18 protein-coding genes are annotated in these 19,676 nt (G+C 54.3%); 6 read left to right on the top strand and 12 right to left on the bottom strand.

Annotation, left to right across the window (positions count from 1 at the left end):
- The first annotated feature begins 7 nt into the window (after window positions 1-7).
- The 3 genes from fdhD to hydG are packed head-to-tail and all read left to right on the top strand — an operon-like array spanning window position 8 to window position 3,402.
- Window positions 8-853 (top strand): formate dehydrogenase accessory sulfurtransferase FdhD, encoded by an 846-nt coding sequence (gene fdhD, locus PSTEL_RS12815; protein WP_038695825.1) that lies wholly within the window; start codon window positions 8-10, stop codon window positions 851-853.
- A gap of 28 nt (window positions 854-881) precedes the next feature.
- Window positions 882-1,931, top strand: coding sequence for a [FeFe] hydrogenase H-cluster radical SAM maturase HydE (hydE, locus tag PSTEL_RS12810; protein ID WP_052098417.1), 1,050 nt, complete (start codon window positions 882-884; stop codon window positions 1,929-1,931).
- Window positions 1,932-1,986: 55 nt separating this feature from the next.
- Window positions 1,987-3,402 carry a [FeFe] hydrogenase H-cluster radical SAM maturase HydG gene (hydG, locus tag PSTEL_RS12805; protein WP_084065038.1) on the top strand — a complete coding sequence of 472 codons (1,416 nt, stop codon included), beginning with the start codon at window positions 1,987-1,989 and terminating at the stop codon, window positions 3,400-3,402.
- Between the two features lie 127 nt (window positions 3,403-3,529).
- Here the strand turns inward: hydG and hydF are convergent, their stop codons facing one another.
- The 4 genes from hydF to PSTEL_RS12785 form a co-directional block, all read right to left on the bottom strand.
- Window positions 3,530-4,780, bottom strand: a complete 1,251-nt coding sequence (gene hydF, locus PSTEL_RS12800) for a [FeFe] hydrogenase H-cluster maturation GTPase HydF (protein WP_038700813.1) — start codon at window positions 4,778-4,780, stop codon at window positions 3,530-3,532.
- A gap of 26 nt (window positions 4,781-4,806) precedes the next feature.
- A complete protein-coding gene (locus PSTEL_RS12795) occupies window positions 4,807-6,210 on the bottom strand; it encodes an aspartate ammonia-lyase (RefSeq protein ID WP_245625191.1) in 1,404 nt (467 codons plus the stop codon).
- Between the two features lie 121 nt (window positions 6,211-6,331).
- Window positions 6,332-7,366, bottom strand: coding sequence for a GTP 3',8-cyclase MoaA (gene moaA / locus PSTEL_RS12790; RefSeq protein ID WP_038700809.1), 1,035 nt, complete (start codon window positions 7,364-7,366; stop codon window positions 6,332-6,334).
- A gap of 38 nt (window positions 7,367-7,404) precedes the next feature.
- On the bottom strand, window positions 7,405-7,989 hold the full coding sequence (locus tag PSTEL_RS12785; RefSeq protein WP_038695823.1) for a 4Fe-4S dicluster domain-containing protein: 585 nt from the start codon (window positions 7,987-7,989) through the stop codon (window positions 7,405-7,407).
- A gap of 408 nt (window positions 7,990-8,397) precedes the next feature.
- Here PSTEL_RS12785 and PSTEL_RS12780 point away from each other — a divergent pair, with 408 nt between their 5' ends.
- Entirely contained in the window at window positions 8,398-9,642 is a 1,245-nt protein-coding gene (locus PSTEL_RS12780) for an IS110 family RNA-guided transposase (protein ID WP_038693440.1), read from the top strand.
- A gap of 139 nt (window positions 9,643-9,781) precedes the next feature.
- Here PSTEL_RS12780 and PSTEL_RS12775 read toward each other — a convergent pair whose 3' ends face one another.
- From PSTEL_RS12775 to PSTEL_RS12760, 4 genes are all read right to left on the bottom strand, one after another.
- The gene (locus PSTEL_RS12775) at window positions 9,782-11,194 is read right to left on the bottom strand and encodes a [FeFe] hydrogenase, group A (protein ID WP_038695822.1); all 1,413 of its coding nucleotides are present in this window, start codon (window positions 11,192-11,194) and stop codon (window positions 9,782-9,784) included.
- A 33-nt stretch (window positions 11,195-11,227) separates the two neighbouring features.
- The gene (locus PSTEL_RS12770) at window positions 11,228-11,848 is read right to left on the bottom strand and encodes a 4Fe-4S dicluster domain-containing protein (RefSeq protein WP_038695820.1); all 621 of its coding nucleotides are present in this window, start codon (window positions 11,846-11,848) and stop codon (window positions 11,228-11,230) included.
- The gene (fdhF, locus tag PSTEL_RS12765) at window positions 11,841-13,988 is read right to left on the bottom strand and encodes a formate dehydrogenase subunit alpha (protein WP_038695818.1); all 2,148 of its coding nucleotides are present in this window, start codon (window positions 13,986-13,988) and stop codon (window positions 11,841-11,843) included. Before fdhF ends, PSTEL_RS12770 begins: the two co-directional genes overlap by 8 nt.
- A 137-nt stretch (window positions 13,989-14,125) precedes the next feature.
- Window positions 14,126-14,476, bottom strand: coding sequence for a Na-translocating system protein MpsC family protein (locus PSTEL_RS12760; RefSeq protein WP_038695816.1), 351 nt, complete (start codon window positions 14,474-14,476; stop codon window positions 14,126-14,128).
- 313 nt (window positions 14,477-14,789) lie between these two features.
- Between PSTEL_RS12760 and PSTEL_RS12755 the strand changes: the two genes are divergently transcribed.
- Together PSTEL_RS12755 and PSTEL_RS12750 are read left to right on the top strand one after the other, a co-directional pair.
- Complete coding sequence (locus PSTEL_RS12755) at window positions 14,790-15,131, top strand: hypothetical protein (protein ID WP_038695814.1); 342 nt, start codon at window positions 14,790-14,792, stop codon at window positions 15,129-15,131.
- A gap of 11 nt (window positions 15,132-15,142) precedes the next feature.
- The gene (locus PSTEL_RS12750; protein ID WP_052098416.1) at window positions 15,143-16,138 is read left to right on the top strand and encodes a ketoacyl-ACP synthase III; all 996 of its coding nucleotides are present in this window, start codon (window positions 15,143-15,145) and stop codon (window positions 16,136-16,138) included.
- Between the two features lie 229 nt (window positions 16,139-16,367).
- Here PSTEL_RS12750 and rnc read toward each other — a convergent pair whose 3' ends face one another.
- The 4 genes from rnc to fabG form a co-directional block, all read right to left on the bottom strand.
- The gene (gene rnc / locus PSTEL_RS12745; protein ID WP_038695812.1) at window positions 16,368-17,072 is read right to left on the bottom strand and encodes a ribonuclease III; all 705 of its coding nucleotides are present in this window, start codon (window positions 17,070-17,072) and stop codon (window positions 16,368-16,370) included.
- A gap of 12 nt (window positions 17,073-17,084) precedes the next feature.
- The gene (fabF, locus tag PSTEL_RS12740; RefSeq protein WP_084065035.1) at window positions 17,085-18,323 is read right to left on the bottom strand and encodes a beta-ketoacyl-ACP synthase II; all 1,239 of its coding nucleotides are present in this window, start codon (window positions 18,321-18,323) and stop codon (window positions 17,085-17,087) included.
- 211 nt (window positions 18,324-18,534) lie between these two features.
- Window positions 18,535-18,768, bottom strand: a complete 234-nt coding sequence (gene acpP, locus PSTEL_RS12730; protein WP_025334828.1) for an acyl carrier protein — start codon at window positions 18,766-18,768, stop codon at window positions 18,535-18,537.
- A gap of 134 nt (window positions 18,769-18,902) precedes the next feature.
- Window positions 18,903-19,652: a 3-oxoacyl-[acyl-carrier-protein] reductase gene (fabG, locus tag PSTEL_RS12725; protein WP_038695804.1), complete on the bottom strand. Its 750-nt coding sequence runs from the start codon at window positions 19,650-19,652 to the stop codon at window positions 18,903-18,905.
- Window positions 19,653-19,676 lie beyond the last annotated feature (24 nt).

The following is a 19,676-nucleotide window of genomic DNA, read 5'->3' as shown; positions in this document are numbered from 1 at the left end:
TGACGGAATGAAGCTGCAGACGGAATGTCAGGAACCGGTTATTCGTTATAGGCAGGGCAGCATCACTTATGAACAGGATTCAATCGTTACGGAGCGACCGGTCACACTGGTCATTAACGGCGAGGAGTTTGTTACGCTGGTATGCACGCCCGAATATCTGGAGGATCTGGCCGTTGGCTTTCTGGCTTCTGAAGGGATCATACGGGAAGCCGGCGACATCCGCGACTTGTGGATTCAGGAGGACGAGGGCTATATCCACGTCTCCACAGACCGCTGGAACGACCTTCAACGGTCACTGTATGCGAAGCGCTACAGCACCTCATGCTGCGGCGGCGGACGCCTGGGTTACGTCTATGTCAATGATGCCCGTACGGCCAAAATCAAAGACGGGATTCACGTATCCCTATCCTTTGCGGATATCTTTCGGCTTATGGACAAAATGCAGGACGGCTCGGAGCTGTTCCATCGGACAGGCGGGGTACATTCCGCAGCGGTATGCGATTCCCGGGATATTGTACTGGCCAGGTGCGACATCGGGCGTCACAATGCTCTTGATAAAATATACGGCCACTGCCTGAGGCGGCAGATGGTTCTAAGCGACAAAATCATCGCGTTCACCGGCCGAATCTCCTCGGAAATTCTGCTGAAGGCAGCCAAGATCGGCTGCGAAATCATTTTATCCAAATCGGCGCCTACGGCGCTTGCGCTGGAGCTTGCAAGGCAGCTCAACATGACGACGGTCGGATTCATACGCCAGGACTCATGCAATGTGTATACCGGGGCGGAACGCATTACCGATTGTGAGCCGGCCCAGGTCATGACAGCTCGGCTTAACAATCTATTGAAGGAGTGAGAAACAAACGGATCAGCTGATCAATCGCTTGTACGAACAGGGATATTGGAATCGTGAAGAATTAGTCGCTCTCCTGGGCAGGCTGGAACAGGATCAGGAGCTTCGAGCGGCCCTTCGTGCCACAGCCGGCCGTAAAAGGCGGGAAATGTACGGCCTCGGCGTCTACGTGCGGGGACTGATCGAATTCTCAAATATTTGCAAACAAAACTGTATGTACTGCGGGATACGTTCCTCTAACCGGAGGGCACAGCGCTACCGGCTTCATCCGGATGAAATTTTGGAGTGCTGCAAGGAAGGGTATGAGCTTGGCTACCGGACCTTTGTTCTGCAGAGCGGTGAAGACGACTGGTACACGACCGACATGCTGGTGTCTTTAATAATGGAAATCAAGCGAAAATGTCCGGACGCCGCAGTTACGCTCTCGATCGGAGAGCGGGATAACGAATGCTATACGCGGCTGTTCCAGGCGGGAGCGGACCGCTTTTTGCTCAGACATGAAACGGCATCCGCCAGCTTGTACCAAAGCCTGCACCCGACCATGACCTTCGACAACCGCCGGGACCGCCTGCGCGCGCTCAAGGAGATCGGTTACCAAGTCGGGGCCGGATTCATGGTCGGGCTGCCCGGTCAGAGCCTGGAGGACTTGGCCGAGGATCTGCTGTATTTGCAGGAGCTGGACCCGGACATGATCGGCATCGGCCCTTTTATTCCGCATGAGGGAACCCCGCTTAGGCATGAGCCCGCAGGCTCTCTGGAGACGACGCTCGATATGATTGCGCTGACCAGGCTTATAATACCCGGCGCCCTCATCCCTGCTACAACCGCCATGGGCACCGCTCACCCGTACGGACGCGAGCTTGCGCTGCAAGCCGGCGCCAATGTTGTGATGCCGAATCTGTCTCCCGTAGCGGTCCGGCCGAAATATACGCTATATAACGGCAAAATCTGCACCGGAGACGAATCGGCTCAATGCAGGTTCTGTCTGGAGCTGCGAATCCGTGAGGCGGGATTTGATATGGATATGGGACGAGGCGACAGTCTGAAGCGGATAAACCGTTCAACGCATCCTCATGTTTAGCCGGATTGAAGATGCAAGTGAAGAAATTCCAAACCCATGAAAGAAGTGAATAGCCGTGAACAAGCTTAAGAAGATTAACCGTGCTGATTTTATTCAGGACGATGTTATTCGGGAAGCTATAAGATATGGGGAGAACGGGGTCAGTGACCGGGAGCTTATCGACTCGATTCTGAGCAAGGGCAGGGAAGCCAAAGGGCTGACCGCTTACGAGGCGGCTGTGCTGCTGAATATTGAGGACCCGGACACGCTTGAACAAGTATTCCGGATCTCAAGGGAAATCAAGGAGCGGATATACGGGAACCGGATTGTTTTGTTCGCCCCTTTATATGTCAGCAACCACTGTGTCAACAACTGTGTCTACTGCGGCTACAAGCATTCCAATTCAGACTTCATCCGCACCCGGCTTAGCCAGGAGGAGATTGCACTGGAGGCAACGGCGCTGCAGGCTATGGGTCACAAACGCCTTGTGATTGAAGCGGGCGAGGACCCGGTGAACTGCTCCATCGATTACATTCTGGAGTGTATCCGGACGATTTACGCGACGACTTCGGGCAATGGAAGTATCCGGAGGGTCAACGTGAACATCGCGGCCACCACCGTAGATGATTATCGGCGGCTTGCCGAGGCCGGAATTGGAACCTACATTTTATTCCAGGAAACCTATCACCGCCCCACCTATCGCAATTATCATCCACAAGGACCGAAGAGCGATTATGACTGGCATACGACCGCCATGGACCGTGCAATGGAGGGCGGAATCGACGATGTTGGCATCGGCGTCCTGTACGGCCTGTATGATTATAAATACGAGACGATCGCCATGCTGCTGCACGCTGGGCATCTGGAGCAGGCCTTCGGCTGCGGTCCCCACACGATCTCGGTCCCCCGTCTTCGTGAAGCCGAAAATGTCAGCCTGGACAGCTACCCCTACCTTGTAAGCGATCATGATTTTGCCAAAATCGTTGCCGTTCTGCGGATCGCCGTGCCTTATACGGGAATGATCCTCTCCACAAGAGAGGACACGGTATTCCGCGATCAAATTATCAAGCTCGGCATTTCGCAGATCAGTGCGGGTTCTGCTACAGGCGTCGGCGCCTACAGCGTCAACAAGAACCGGAACGACAAGCCCCAGTTCGAGGTCGGCGACCACCGGTCTCCTATGGAGATTATTCAGACGCTTTGCCGCGACGGCTACGTTCCCAGCTACTGCACTGCATGCTACCGGGAAGGACGAACCGGCGACCGCTTCATGCAGCTGGCCAAATCCGGACAAATTCATAATGTATGCCAGCCGAATTCTCTCATGACCTTCAAAGAGTTCCTGCTGGACTATGCGGACGAGGAGACCCGCTCCATCGGGGAGCAGCTGATTCGCGACAACCTCGAACGCATTCCTCTGGAATCCGTTAGACAAGCCACAATCAAGCAGCTGCGGCGGATCGAGGCAGGGGAACGGGATCTCCGGTTCTAGATTTTGTACGGTTTTACGAGTATACGTATACGGATATGAGCAAAAGGGACGTTCCCCGCTGTATATGCACAGCATCGGGCACGTCCCTTTTGGTGAACCGCGTTGGTCCAAAGCAAATCCGCAAGTATTATCCCTGCTCCCATGCCATCATCGCGGAGGGGAACATTTCAATTGCCCTTGGAAACACTCCCTGAACATAAGCAATTAACACACCGTAATTCACTATTGGTACGCCCGCAGCCTGCGCTTCTGCGATCCGCCCCTGCATCGCCCTGCGGTTCAGCATACATGCGCCGCAATGAATAATCAGAGCGTACTGCTCAAGATCCGCAGGGAAATCATGGCCCGCAGCATGCTCAATCGCAAGCTGCTTCCCGGTCTTCTCTCTCAGCCAGCGGGGGATTTTGACAGTGCCGATATCGTCGGACTGCCGGTGATGACTGCAAGCTTCCGCGATAAGCACTTTGTCGCCGTCCCGCAGCCGGGCGATCGTCTTGACTCCGCCGACCAGGCTGGGAAGGTCGCCCTTATAGCGGGCGAACAAGATCGAGAATGAAGTAAGCGGCACATCCCTTGGCGTATCCGCTTCGGCCTTCAGGAATGCCTGGGAGTCTGTTATGACAAGGTTAGGCTTCTTACCGAGACAATCGAGCGTATGGCGCAGCTCTTGTTCTTTCGTGACAACAGCGCTAGCATCGCATTCCAGGATATCGCGTATCGTCTGCTGCTGCGGGAGGATAAGGCGTCCCTTGGGCGCCGCTTTGTCGATGGGAATGACCAGAACCGCCGTATCTCCGGGTTGAAGCAGGTCGCCTACTATCCGGTACCGGTCTTCTTCCGACGATAACACCGATATCATTCTCTTCTTCAGTTCCCCGATGCCTTCGCCATTCGAAGCACTGAGCGGTACCGGGGGTGTGCCAAGCTGGGCTGCGACGCCCGCGGCTGCCAAAATTGCCGCCGCCCCGGCGCTTTCCCCTTCCAGCAGATCGGTCTTGTTGAGCAGTACGATTACCGGAGTTCCCTTGTCAGTTAGTGTCTTCATCAATTCCTGTTCGAATTCCCAGGACTCACTCTCGGCATCGACAACCAGCAGCGCCAAATCGGTTCGATCCAAAATCGATTTTGTACGGCGGACTCGCTGCGCCCCCAAATCCCCCGTATCGTCCAATCCCGCCGTATCAATCAGTACGACAGGTCCCGCCGGCAGCAGCTCCATTGGATGATAGACCGGATCGGTCGTTGTTCCGCTTACTTGAGAGACAATAGAAATGCTCTGTCCGGCGAGCGCATTGATGATGCTGGATTTGCCGGCATTGCACCGGCCGAATACAGCGATATGCGGCCGCTCTCCCCGGGGAGTGCTGTTCATATTCATCGGACTTCGCCCTTCCGCTTCCTTCATTATAATGGGTCTCGTTCTGTATGCCCTGGAATGCCCGCTTGAACTGATCGAAGCTGCTGAATAGCCGCAGAGCCCTGCATCTCCGTCATTAACCCCCGTTCCTCCAGCAGATCGGCAAACGTCCTGCCCGTTGCCGCAGCTTCCTTGTGCAGTTCAGCTGCCGCATCGTATCCGATATATGGCACGGCGGCGGCAGCCATTACACCACAGCGCTCCAGATGATCGCTGCATCGTTCCCTATCCAGCTTAAGTCCCCCAACACAGCGTTCATGAAAAACCGGCACGGCATGGATCATCAGCTCCAGCGATTCCAGCAGCGACTCGGCGATCAACGGAATGAACGCATTCAGCTCCAACTGTCCGGATGCCGCAGCAAGCGTTATGGCCGTATCATTGGCTATAACTCTCATAGAGACACTCCCTATCATCTCAGCGATGACGGGATTGACCTTGCCGGGCATGATGGAGGAACCTGCTTGTACAGGAGGGAGCTTGTATTCACCGATCCCTCCGTCCGGACCGGAGTTCAGCAGCCTGAAGTCGCCCGAAATCTTTAGAAGATTCACGGCGGCAGCTTTGAGCAGCCCGGATACCTCAACGAACACATCCATATTTTGTGTAACATCCATAGGGAAATCGCTGCGGCTTAATCCGAGACCGCTTATTTCCCGAAGCTCTTCGGCAACTGCGTACACATAACCTGGCGGGGCATTCATGCCGGTTCCTACCGCCGTCCCGCCGAGATTGATTTCGCGCAGCCGTTCCTCCGCCTTATAGAGCCGCCAGCGGTCCCGCGCGGCCGCTTTTGCGTATGCGCCGAAGCTCTGGCCGGCCATAATCGGCAGCGCGTCCATCAGCTGAGTCCGTCCAAGCCTTACGATGTCGGCGAATTCCTTTTCCTTCGCCTGAAGCCCTTCCTGCAACAGCGCCATCTGCCCGCTTAGCGTCCGCAGCAGCGGGATTGCCGCAATCCGGAGCGCGGTCGGATACACATCATTTGTCGATTGGTGAAGATTGACGTGATCGATCGGATGAATAAGCCGATAATCGCCCTTGGTCCCTCCCAGATGCTCAATCGCGAGGTTGGCGATCACCTCATTCACATTCATATTGGTACTCGTCCCAGCCCCGCCCTGATAAGCGTCTGTCACGAACTGGTCATCCAGCTCGCCTGACAACAGCTCATCGCAGGCGATTTGAATTCCGCTTGAGACGGATGCCGCCAAAAATCCGAGCTTGCCGTTCACTGTGGCAGCAGCTTTCTTGACAAGCAGCAGCGCCTCAATGATCCGGCGGTTGACCGGCCGGCCGCTGATTGGAAAGTTGTCTTTGGCCCTTAAGGTATGAATACCGTAATAGGCGTCTTTCGGCACGGCAGCGGAGCCTAAAGCGTCTTGCTCCATACGGAACAATGATTCCCCGCTTATCTCGATCATGTCGTTGATGTCGTTGATGTCGTTAATTTCGTTAATGTAATCCATGTCATCCATGTTGTTCACGCCGTTCATTTCGCTCATGTGCGCATCATCCTCCGATCTGCGACATTTGGCGCAGCGTGTGCGGCTTGGAGGAAGTCTCTTCCTTAGCGATCGTCATTTCATGGCGCAGCGGCTTGCCCGCCAGCGACTGCAGAAATACGTGCCGCAGCTTCTCTTCATCATCAATATATGGCTTCAGATCCCATTCCTCGTTCCAATACAGGCATGGCTTGACGCAGCCGTTCGCTGTAATTCTAAGGCGATTGCAGCTCTCGCAGAAATGCCGGCTGACCGGACTGATCAATCCGAACTCCCCCGCTGCCCCAGCGATCCGGTAGTACCTTGCCGGGCCTGAGATGTCATTTTCCCCATGAAGAGAATCGATTAGCTGTCCGGTGTTTCCGACCGGTTCAATCTGCCATCCTTTTTCCTCACAACGTGCCAGAATACTCTCCGCCGGCATATACTCCGATCTCCAGGCCTGAATCCGGTCTCCAATCGGCATGTATTCAATGAAGCGGATAAAGAGCGGATAGTTGATCGTGAGCTTTAAGAAAGCTTCAATCTCATCATCGTTCACTCCATGCATCAGCACAACGTTAAGCTTGACCTTGTCAAATCCCGCCTTGCAGGAGCTTTCAATCGACTTGATCACCCTGTTGAAATCTCCGCCGCCCGTTATTCCGGCATAGCGTTCCGGCACCAGAGAATCGATGCTGATATTTACGTCGGTTAATCCGGCCTGCCGAAGGAGGGAGGCTCTTGGCCCCAGCAGCATCCCGTTCGTGGTCAACCCGATTCGGCTGATCCCCTTGATCCCGCTCAATCTTCCAATTAGCGATTCCAGCCGGGGACGCAGCAGCGGTTCGCCGCCAGTCAGCCTAACCTTCGTAACTCCCATGTGAGCCAGAGCTTCAACAACCGCTGTCAATTGGTCAAAACTAAGCAGCTCCGATTTCACCTTGCAGCTTAGAGCGCTCCCCGGTCTGCAGTACTGACAGCCCAGATTACAGAGATCCGTAACGGAAATGCGGACATAGTTATGCACACGGCCAAAAGAATCGACCAGCCGATCGGTCACATCATTCACCTTGCTTTCCGCTTAGTACCCCCGCTGTCTTAATAATCGCCAAATCCTCCATACGACTGCAGCATCTGAACCGTACCCGTTCTCTTCCGTGCGATCGACTCATCGAGATGCGGGGAAGCAATGAACTGCAGCGCATGAGTCGGGCACACCCGCACACATTCCGGCCCGCCTCCGGTATCTTCGCATAGATCGCATTTGTTCGCGACCATTCTTGGCTTCGGGCTCCAGGCATTCCCGGATTGAACGCGAAGGCCGCGCTGCAGCTGCTTCCGTCCTTTACTGTAGGCGGCAACCATGGTGATAGCTCCATAGGGACAGACGACGGCGCAAGTCTTGCAGCCAATGCAGGTATCCTGATTAATAAAAATGCTGTGCTCCCTGTTCGTGATTGATCCATTCGGACAGACATTGGCGCAGGGGGCATCCTCACAGTGTCTGCATTGAACAGGTGCGGTCACATCCTCCGTCTCCACGACAGTCAGGCGCGGGTAATAGACCGCTTCATCGCCACCCGCTTCAAAGATCCGCTGATCCGAATGAGCGACAATACAAGCCGCCTCGCAAGTATGACATCCGATACACTTGCCCGGATCAGCCAGCACAAAGCTGTTCATTTCGACTCCTCCTCGTATAGTATTTTCAAAAGCCTTATATAAGCTAGTTTCCAGTCCCAGAGGGGACTAGCGGCCACTCGAAGATTTACCAGTCACTTGCTCCTTGAACATCGAACAGGGACTGGACTTTCCGGCGTGCTTCTGGACAATGAATCTTAGGGTTCATTCGGGGATATTCTTACGCCTCCCGTAGTCTCATCTACTCCCTAAGTCTGTTTCTCCGGTACGCGTCCGAACTTCTTACCCGCTGGCTGTTCCCTTCGGCAGCCCATGCCTGGCTTTAGCAGACCCAGGGCAGCTCATGGACCGAAGCGTGTTCTCATACGCGAGGGTGAGGTTGGGCGCGTGCGCCGGAGGCATCCCGGAGCGTCCATTCCCTGAATCCCTAAATGAAAGGAGGAATTCCCCTTGAAGCTTTTTGTCGGAATTGACGTGAGCTCCCAAGAGCTCGAAGCGTGTTTCATGAACGCGGACGGCGACAACTTCGAATCGTTCACCGTCCCGAATAACCTTCACGGCGCTTCTCACCTTCGCGATCGTATCGTGGTCGCAGCGGACAAGCTTGCCGTATCTGAGATTCACATCGGCCTTGAGGCCACTTCCGTCTACAGCTGGCACCCGGCCATGTATTTCCACCAGGACCCGGCACTTCGTGAGCGCAAGACCAAGGTGTTTACGCTGAACCCCAAGCTCATCTGCAAGTTCCGCGAAGCTTACGCCGACATGGACAAGACCGACCGTCTGGATGCCTGGGTCATTGCGGATCGCCTTCGCTTCGGCCGCCTGACGACCACCCTCGTCATGCAGGAGCAGTATATCGCGCTCCAGCGCCTTACGCGCATGCGTTTCCACTTGGTGCACAACCTCGCCCGGGAGAAGCAATACTTCTTGCAGAACCTGTTCTACAAGTGCAATGCCTTCACCACCGAAGTGGACAGTTCAGTATTCGGCCACGCCCTCATGGAAATGCTCTCGGAGAAGTTCAGCCTCGATGACATTGCCGAGATGAATGTTACCGACCTGGCTGACTATCTGCGGGACAAGGGGCGGAATCGCTTCCCCGACCCTGAACGTGTGGCTCGCTGCATCCAGCAAGCCGCCCGCGCCTCCTACCGGTTGTCGAAGGTCGTGGAAGATTCCATTGACCTTGTGCTCGGCACGTCCATCGAGTCCATCCGCAGCATCCAGAAGCAACTCAAGGATCTGGACAAGGCCATTGAACGCATTCTGGACGGCATCCCGGGCGCGCAGTGCCTCCTGTCGGTGCCCGGCATCGGCAAGGTCTACGCCGCCGGCCTGCTCGGTGAACTCGGCGACATCGAACGGTTCAAGGATCAGGCCGCCGTGGCCAAGTATGCCGGCCTTACATGGCGAAAGCATCAGTCCGGCGCCTTCGAAGCCGAACACACCGCGCGCATCAAATCCGGCAATCGATTCCTGCGCTACTACCTGGTTGAAGCTGCCAACTCCGTTCGATTGCGCGATGAGGAATTCGGTGAGTACTACCGGAAGAAATATAACGAAGTGCCCAGAAATCAACACAAACGCGCCCTCGTCTTAACGGCAAGAAAACTCGTGCGTCTGGTCGATGTGCTGCTACGCAACGGCCAACTCTATACGCCTCGAAGGAAGGTGAATAGCGCGAAGAATTAACGCCTTCTTTGCCAAGTCCTTCACCAAATTCCCAGTAAAATTCTGGTATATGATTGAATTTTCGGCTGGGTTTGTTTCGATGCGCCTTTTTTCGTGACTTCTTCCTTGATGAGCCTGGGAAATTTCCAATTCGCACAACTCAGGGACTTGACATCATACCGCTGGACTTAGGGCTTCTTGAGTTGAACTTCGTATGCAGCAGATGATGGGACACCTCGCCTAACGGCTCGCCCAAATAATCCTTATACAATTGGATAATGGCCGGATTCTCATGCGATTTGCGTATTTTCAGTGTGGAATCATGATTATAGATCGATGCTTTTCTGGCCGCATAAGCGGCCGTGCGATCTCGCTCCAGCAGCAGCTTCGGCTGGCCTCCGCCGCTGACGCAGCCTTCCGGACATGCCATTACCTCAATAAAATGATAAGGACATTCGCCTTTTGACACCTGCTCAAGAATGCCGTGGACATATTTAAGCCCTGCAACAATGGCGACTCTCAGTTCCAGATCCCCAAGCTGCACCGTCGCCGTGCGGATTCCTTCAGCACCTCTGATAAATTCAAGCTGCAGATCAGGTAGGGCCTCATGCGTCACCAGCTCATATCCGGTACGGATTGCGGCTTCCATTACACCTCCTGTTGCCCCGAAGATCGTTCCCGCACCCGAATACAAGCCAAGCGGTGAATCGAACGGCTCGTCGGGCAGGCTGTTGAAGTCTATGCCTTTAGCCTTGATGAGCTGTGCCAGTTCTCTTGTCGTGATGACCAAATCGACCTCACGGTATCCGTCAACCGTCATCTCCTCCCGGCTTGATTCGAATTTCTTGCAGGTACAGGGCATGACCGCCACGCTGAATATATCACCCGGAGAGACGCCCTCGGCCTTGGCGCCATAGGTCTTAGCCAATGCACCAACCATCTGCATGGGGGACTTGCAGCTGGAGAGATGATGCAGGAGATGAGGTGCCGCAGTCTCGGCATGCTTCACCCAGGCCGGGCAGCAGGAGGTGAACATCGGCAGTGCCTCCCCGGACATCACCCGGCTGATCAGCTCGGTACCCTCCTCCATAATCGTAACGTCCGCTCCGAAATTGGTATCATAGATCCGGTCAAAGCCCACTCGTCTTAAGGCTGAGGCCATCTTGCCCGGTGTCAGCGTTCCAAACGGCATGCCGAACTCCTCTGCAAGCGACACACGGATGACGGGTGCGCACTGCACGATATTGAAGCGTTTTGGATCATCCAGCGCTTCGCGCAGTTCAGACGCATGACCGGTTGAATATGCGGCGAATAAAGGCTCATGTACGCTTGAGAGCTGGCCTCTCTCCCGCAGCTTGTCGCTGCGTCTTGTTAGCCTGGAATCGCCTTCCGCAGCATAAGCGCTGCATACCTGCACGCATTGTCCGCAAATGACGCAGCGCTGAGGATCAACCGATTGAGGACTTCTCCGTTCGCCTATAATAGCATCGACCGGGCATACAGTCGCGCAGCGTCTGCAGCCGGTGCACAGTTCCTGGTCGATATGAATGATCGGTTCGATGGATGATGGCATATTGGAATTACCCTTCTTTTCATCATGGATTGGTCACAGCCGCCGAACAGCCGCAAGCCTTGCGTTCATTTCCTTAACGGGAGTCATAAGCGTTAGCGCCTCTTCGGGACATACCGATACACACCAGGGTGTTCTCTCTCCCGACTCATCACCTGACTTATCACCCGACTCTTCACGCTCTTCAGGAGGTGTTGCTCCTCGGCATAAATCACATTTATACGCAATGATTCTCGTCTTCCGCTCCAATGTAGTGTCTTGGCGCTTTTTCAGATGCCGATTCTTGTACTCGGAGCCCCCGCTGTAAGCCCGGAACAGACTGATCGCGCCAAAAGGACAGGCAATCGCACATGATTTACAGCCGATGCACCTGGCTTCGTCCACCTGAATCGCCCCGTCCTTCTGTCGGATCGCGCTTACCGGACACGCCTCTGCGCAAGGCGCGTTCTCGCAATGCCTGCACTGAACCGGCATCATGAAGCTGTCCGTCCGGATTACATACAGCCTGGGGATGACCGGCACACTTACTGTGCCAGCCGCAGCGCCAACCCCGTTCTCCCGGTTGTGGACGGCGAAGCAGGCGACTTCACAAGCTTTACAGCCAATACATTTCTCCGGATCGGCGAGTACGAACGAATTGGCCTGACCGTTATTCATGCGCTCCCGCTCCTGCCAGCATTTGCTGTCTAAGGGACTCGTACTGCTCCCGAATCTGAAGCTCGGCCTGCTGCTGGTCATGGATTCTCTCCAAGCGAATCGCGCAGTATTTGAACTCAGGCGTCTTCGATATCGGATCGAGGACATCGACGGTCAGCTCATTGCAAGCACCAATCCAGAAGTGGTAGGTCATGTAAGTCGCGCCGGCCTTAACCCGTTCGCTGACTTGCGCTCTGGCAGTTATTTTTCCGCGGCGCGATATGACCTTAAGAAGATGACCGTCCTCAATCCCGTATTGCCGGGCGTCCTCAGGACTGATCTGAATAAACCCGGGTTCATCGGACAGCTGGCTTAATGCCCGGCAGTTCCCTGTCATCGTGCGGACGGAATAGTGCCCGACTTCGCGGACGGTAGAGAGAGTCAATGGATAATCCCGGTCAGGCTGCTCCAGCGGCGCTCTCCATTCGCAAGCGAACAGCCGGCCCTTGCCGTTCGGCGTCGAGAACCGATTGCCCTCATACAAGTAGGGCGTTCCCGGATGATCCTCTGTCAGGCAGGGCCATTGAACGCTTCCCTGCTCCTCCATCTTTTTATAGCTGGCCCCGGCGAATTTCGGACATAGTCCTCTCATCTCATCCCAGATTTCCTCCGTCGACTTGTAGCTCATCGGATAGCCCATCGCGGTAGCAACCTCGCATATAATCTGCCAATCGGGTTTCGTTCCCTTCGGCGGCTCCACAGCTTTTCGGATACGTTGAAACCCGCGGTCTGCAGAGGAGTACACGCCGTCATGTTCGCCCCAGGAGGTGGCCGGCAGAATGACATCCGCATGCAGCGCTGTTTTGTTCATGAAAATATCCTGCACGACGACGAACTCCATTTTATCCAGCGTCTCTCTCACTTCGGCCGCATTGGGATCGCTCTGCACCGGATCCTCGCCAAAAATGTAATAAGCTTTAACCTTATCTTCCTTAAGCACCAGATGCGGGATTTCCGTCAAATGATACCCCGTCTTGTCGGGCAGCTTGACTCCCCAAGCTTTCTCGAACTTGGCGCGGGCTTTGGCATCCGTGACCGGCTGGTAACCCGGATACACATTGGGCAGCGCCCCCATGTCGCAGGAGCCCTGCACGTTGTTCTGACCACGGACCGGCCCGATGCCGACCGAGGGTCTTCCGAAGTTGCCTGTCAGGAGAGCTATCGAGGCCAGGCCCTTCACGACATCAACTGCCTGCGAGAACTGGCATACTCCCATGCCGTACAGAATCATCGCCTTCTTCGATCCGGCGTACTGCCGCATCGCCTTTCGGATATCGGCGGCTTTGACCCCGGTGATGCCCTCCGCATTTTCAGGCGTGTACGATCGCACATTTTCAATATATTCGGACAGACCTTCCACATGCTTGGCAACAAAATCCTTATCGTATAACTGCTCCTCGATCAGCACATGCCCAAAAGCATTGACAAGCGCCATATTCGTTCCGCCTTTAAGAGGAAGCCAGGTATCCGCAAGCCGCGCCGACTCCGTCTTCCGGGGATCGCATACGATAATTGTGGCGCCTTTCTGCTTCGCTTTTACGATTCTTCCGGCCACAATCGGATGGGTCACAGGAGCGTTGTATCCGAAAATAAGGAGCAGATCGGCATCCTCAATCTCCGGAATCGAATTGGACATGGCACCGTCGCCAAGCGAATAGCTTAGCCCCGCCACAGAGGGGCCATGGCAGACTCTGGCACAGTGATCGATGTTGTTGGTGCCGACGGCGGCGCGCATGAACTTCTGCATCACATAGTTGGCCTCATTCCCCGGTCCTCTCGCCGAACCCGTTCCCATGATGGCATCCGGGCCGTATTTCTCCTTGATCGCCAGCAGTCTATCGGCTGTATAGCGAATGGCTTCTTCCCAGGAGGCTTCCCGAAGCTCACCTTCTTTGCGGATCATGGGCTGTCTGAGTCGGGCCGTCAAAATCTTAGGATCATTCAAGAAGTCCCAGCCATAATGGCCTTTCAGGCATAAAGTACCTTCATTCGTCCTGCCGTTCGCCGGCTCAGCGCCTACGACCTTTCCTTCCTCGACGATCAGGTTCAGATTGCAGCCGCTTCCGCAGTATGGACAGACGGTTAAGATTTTGTCTACCATTGATGGAATCATCCTTTCATCCCTTTGATCATTTACCAACACAATAAAAAAAGCCAATACACAGCTGAGCTCAGACCCAGTCCGTGTAATGGCTTATTAAAAAGCGAAGAAGCATATGATCTGCTCTTTCTCTTCAATCAAACCGATGTATTCAGCTGCACCACAATTCGCCTGTCTGCCGGAGATAGATTCAAGATCCTCCATGTGTAGGTAAAAGCGCCGCCGAGCGCTTCCTTCAATTCGCTCATATACTCTTTCTCCAAGTGGGATTTCAGTATTTTCCAGTATTCAGCAACCAGCTTCTCCGCGCCTTCTTCCATTAAAATTTCGGATAAGTTCGAGAGAATCCCCTTAATTTCAACTGTTATAACCGGAGAATTCTCCAACCTCACCTTCACGTTGTCGGGCCCTCTGCCTCTGTAATGCTTCACAATCTTCACAGCTAATCTTCTAATCTTCTCCTGGCATTCGAATTCCGACTCAGTCATTCAAACACCTCTGTTCATCCTATATTTTTTGGTATAAATAAGAATTAATTACATGTTAAACCCTTCCACTTTCCCTTGTCAAACGATAAAAATCCAGATTTCCGCCGAACGAGCGGTCTTGCTTCAAATATGGTAATTCCAAATTCAAGGATATTATTTTGTTTTATTGTATTTTCTATAGAATCAGGATTAGAAGTCTAATTTTTTCTTCGAATTGAACCGATAAAAATAAAGTGGCTCTACAATTGCCACTTTATTTCTCTGTCTTTTTTACAGAAGTTACAAATTGGATTTGGAGAGGAGAAATTAGTTAATGGGTACTTTCAATCTCAGGACAGACAAAGCTGCACAATCCCTGCAAGTCAGTGTCGGAGGAACGTTCTCCAATGACGATGCCGGTCGCTTCATCAACGAATATAACAGTACGGTAGCCACATTCGATCCGAAACAGTATGAGATCGTGCTCGATTGCACGGGGCTGAATGTGTCTTCTCCCGATGTGCTGCCTATGCTAGAGCAATGCTTCATCCTGTACAAAGACTCAGGCTTCAAAAAAGTCATCTTCACGATCAAGTCCAATCCGATTCTCAAGATGCAGCTCGCCCGGGTCGCACGCTCAACGAAACTTGAGAACTACGAAATCCGGGAAGTTTAAGGAGGCGGGTCATGGATACGCCTATTTCCATTCTTCAAGCCGCATATTATCATCCCGATCAGGTTGTCCATAACGATTTCTATTTCGAGCATTTTGATCGCCAGGGTAAGGATATTCGCAACTTTCTGGCTGCAATGGGACGTAAAAATCGCTACGTAGCCGATCGCGCCGAGGAGAATGCTTTGACGATGGGCGTAAAGGCCGCAGAAAAAGCGCTGAAGGATGCCGGTCTATCCGGAGAGGATATCGACATGTTCGTGTTCGCTACCCAGACACCGGAATACACCTACCCCACCAACGCGCTTTTGCTTCATAATCGGCTTAAAGGCAAACATCGGGCCGTTACGATGGACTCGAACGCTAACTGCGCCGGTATGGTCACCGCTGTGGAGCAGAGCAGCCGCTATATGCGCAGCAATCCGCAAGTCCGTTACGCCTTGATCGTTGGCTGCGATTTCAGCACGGTCAATTGCAACCCCGAAGATGAGATAACCTACGCCAACTTCGGTGATGCTGCTGCCGCTGTTATTCTGGAGCGGGGCGGCCAGGGACAAGGCTTGATCGACTCCCTGTACTACACCGATTCGGACATCCACGAGAGCATCACTTTCCCGGCCTGCGGATTGTCGAATGTATACCGAGCAGACGTTCGGCCGGAAGACATTTATATCCGCTGGCTTCCTTTCGACGGAACCGTCTGTGTGGACGCGGCGATAGAGGATATCAAGGAACTTGTAAGCCGGAACGGCCTGGAGCTTGACGACATCTGTGCGTTCTGCCTGTCCCAGTTCTCGCTGAAGAATATCGAACTGATCCGGAATGGACTCGGGCAGCCCGAGGAGAAATTCATCTATGTCGGTGACGAGTTCGGCTATACCGCAACCAGCAGCCCGTTCATCGCCTTCCAGCGCGGTGTAGAGCAGGGAAACATCAAGCGCGGCGACCATCTCATTTTTTGGTCGGTAGGCGCAGGCTGGCAAATTCCGACAATGCTGCTGCGCTATTAGACCTGATCCGTCAAAAACATTTCATTTCTCAGCTATGCCGATCACGGCATAACGTCACAACGGGCTGACTCCCAAGTAGTGGAACATACTACTTGGGAGTCAGCCCGTTTTAAGTTCTCTATTCCCCTGTCCTCACAACCCTTACAGCGTATGAAAAAGAGCGGCAAAGACTGATCTCTCTCCTGAAAGATCAATCCTTGCCGCCCACGATCATGTCAATCACTCTATCTCAGACGCTGTCTTCGTTCAGGCGCTTAAGTGCGGCCGCAGCGGCCTGCTGCTCCGCTTCCTTCTTGGAACGGCCGCTTCCACGGCCGAGAAGGCGGCTGCTCATGCTGACCTCGGATACAAACTCACGCTCATGCGCCGGGCCCCGCTCCTCAACAATCCGGTATTCCAGAACTCCCATCCCGTGATGCTGGATCAGCTCCTGCAGCTCGGTCTTGAAATCACTTACGCCAAGCTGCAGCTTACCGTCGTTCTCCACAAGCGGCAGCACATACTCATCCAGAAACCGCCGGACAGCGTCCAGGCCCTGATCCAAGTAAAGCGCTCCCACGAAGGATTCGAACACATCGGCCAGCAATGCCGGCCGGGTGCGTCCTCCTGTCAATTCCTCTCCTTTACCGAGCAGGACATAACGTCCGAAGTCCAGTTTCTCGGCGAACTTGACCAGCGATGGCTCGCAGACAATCGCCGCGCGCAGCTTGGTCAATTCGCCTTCCGGACGGTCCGGAAGGAGGTGGTACAAATATTCGGACACCGTTAGCTCCAGAACCGCGTCGCCCAGAAATTCAAGGCGCTCGTTGTCCTGGTGCTGATTGAAACGGTGTTCATTGACATAAGAGGCATGGGTAAACGCCTGCTTCAGCAGTTGAGAATCGTGGAATTGAATATGAAGTTGACTTTGTAATTGCTTCAGGTCCCCATTCACCGCACGCTCTCCTTACTGGTTGTATTTTTTCAAGATAACGGTCGCGTTATGGCCTCCAAATCCGAAAGAGTTGGACATGACAATATTCAAATCCGCTTCACGCGGCGTATTCGGCACATAATCCAGATCGCATTCCGGGTCCTGGTTGTCCAGGTTAATGGTAGGCGCAATCTTGCCCTTGTTCAGGGAAAGCCCGCATATGATCGCTTCAACGCCGCCAGCAGCTCCAAGGAGATGCCCCGTCATCGACTTGGTGGAGCTTACCGCCACCTTGTACGCATGATCGCCCAGCGCCATCTTGATCGCGGTCGTCTCCGATTTGTCGCCTACCGGCGTCGATGTACCGTGCGCATTGATATAATCGATATCCTCAGGCGCAATGCCGGCATCGCGGATCGCCATCTTCATGCAGCGTGCCGCACCATCCGGATCAGGCTCGGTCATATGATGCGCGTCGCCGCTCAGGCCGTAGCCGATGACTTCGGCATAGATCTTCGCTCCGCGCGCCTGGGCATGTTCCAGGGATTCCAGCACCAGAATGCCTGCCCCTTCGCCCATGACAAATCCGTCGCGGTCCGTGTCGAACGGCCGGCTCGCCTTCTCAGGCTCGTCGTTTCTTGTCGACATGGCTCTCATCGCACAGAAGCCCGCCATTCCCGTCGGACGGATGGTCGCTTCCGCACCGCCGCAGATCATCGCATCGGCATCGCCGCGCTGGATCATGCGCATCGAATCGCCGATGGCATGGCTGCCTGTAGCGCAGGCCGTAACCTGAGTCGTGTTAGGACCCTTGGCTCCCAAGCTGATCGACAGCTGGCCCGAGCCCATATTGGCGATCATCATCGGGATGAAGAAAGGGCTGACGCGTTTGGGTCCTTTCTCGAGCAGCAGATTATGCTGGTCTTCCCAAGTACCGAGACCGCCGATACCGGAGCCAACGGATACCCCGATCCGTTCCGCCTCGATATTCTCGCCGATCTTCAGGCCGCTGTCATCCAGCGCCTTCTGTCCCGCCGCCAGAGCGAATTGGACGAAACGGTCCATCTTGCGGGATTCCTTGCGCCCGAACAGCTCTTCGGGGTCAAAATCCTTGACCGACGCCGCGATCTGTGTCGGATATTCGCTTACATCGAAAGCTTCGACTTTGGAAACGCCGGATTTACCGCTCATCAGACTGTCCCAGAACGTCTCCAGATCTTTTCCAAGCGCAGTAATCACGCCCATACCGGTAACAACTACTCTATGACTCAAACGCACTCACCTCATCAGTTTGCTGTATAGCTGCAACTAAGTCAGCATTCAGGTTAATCACTCTATAAATCGCAAACGCCGCGAATATCGGCGGCGGTTGGTATATGCTCAGGAAATGCTCCCCGGAAGAGCTGAGGCTCAAGGATGCAATCGCCATAAAAATGAGGAGAAGTCCCGCCTTAAGCAGGTACGGGACTTTCAAGCAATGACTCTAGGTATGAGATTGTATGTAGTTTACAACTTCACCCACGGTCGTAATTTTCTCTGCGTCTTCATCAGAGATTTCCATATCGAATTCATCTTCCAATTCCATAACCAATTCTACAACGTCGAGAGAATCTGCTCCCAAATCGTCTTTGAAAGATGCTTCAAGTGTGACCTCGGCTTCGTCAGCGCCTAAGCGGTCGACGACAATGCGCTTTACACGCTCCAGTACATCGGACATCCGGTTCACCTCCTCTTAGGGTATTATACGAGAAATGACTACAAAATACCATAGAGCGAAAAAAACGCTTTACGGCGCGCTTTTGGCGCTCATTTCACCGTTTTCGGCCCCTATTCGCGGGGCCGGTTAATTGCTTACATGTACATGCCGCCATCCACATGCAGCGTCTGGCCCGTCATGTAAGCAGCTCCTTCGGACGCCAGGAACAGGACCGCGGACGCGATCTCCTCCGGCAGTCCCAGGCGCGCCAGCGGAATGCCCTTCGCCAGGTCGGCGCGGACTTCCTCGGACAGGGCACGGGTCATATCGGTGTCGATGAAGCCCGGGGCGATGCAGTTCACCGTAATGCCGCGCGAAGCAAGCTCACGGGCCGCAGATTTGGTCAGGCCGATAATTCCGGCCTTGGCGGCGGAATAATTAGCCTGACCGGGATTACCGGTCACGCCAACTACGGAAGAAATATTGATGATCCGGCCATAGCGCTGCTTCATCATCGGACGGGTGACCGCCTTCAGGCAGTTGAACACGCCCTTCAGATTCGTCTCGATGACCTGATCGAACTCTTCTTCTTTCATCCGCATAATGAGATTGTCGCGGGTAATGCCTGCATTGTTGACCAGAATATCAACCTTGCCCCAGGCGCCGAGCACTTCCTTGACAAGGCCTTCGGCCTCTTCGGTGCTGCCGACATTGCCGCGCAGCGCGATGCCCTCCGAGCCAAGCTCTGCAATGCGGGCGACGGTGTCCCGCGCCGCTTCCTCACTGCCGGAATAGTTCACGGCGACCTTGACGCCGTGCTCCGCCAGCGCGAGCGCAATGCTGCGTCCAATGCCGCGCGATGCGCCGGTAACAAGGGCTGTCTGGCCACGTAGTGCTGAGAACATGGATGAGTCCCCTTTCCTATTGGA

It is taken from the genome of Paenibacillus stellifer (assembly GCF_000758685.1).
GTDB lineage: Bacteria > Bacillota > Bacilli > Paenibacillales > Paenibacillaceae > Paenibacillus_AQ > Paenibacillus_AQ stellifer.
The sequence above is the reverse complement of the archived record's forward strand: the minus strand, read 5'-3'. Positions and strand labels throughout refer to the sequence as shown.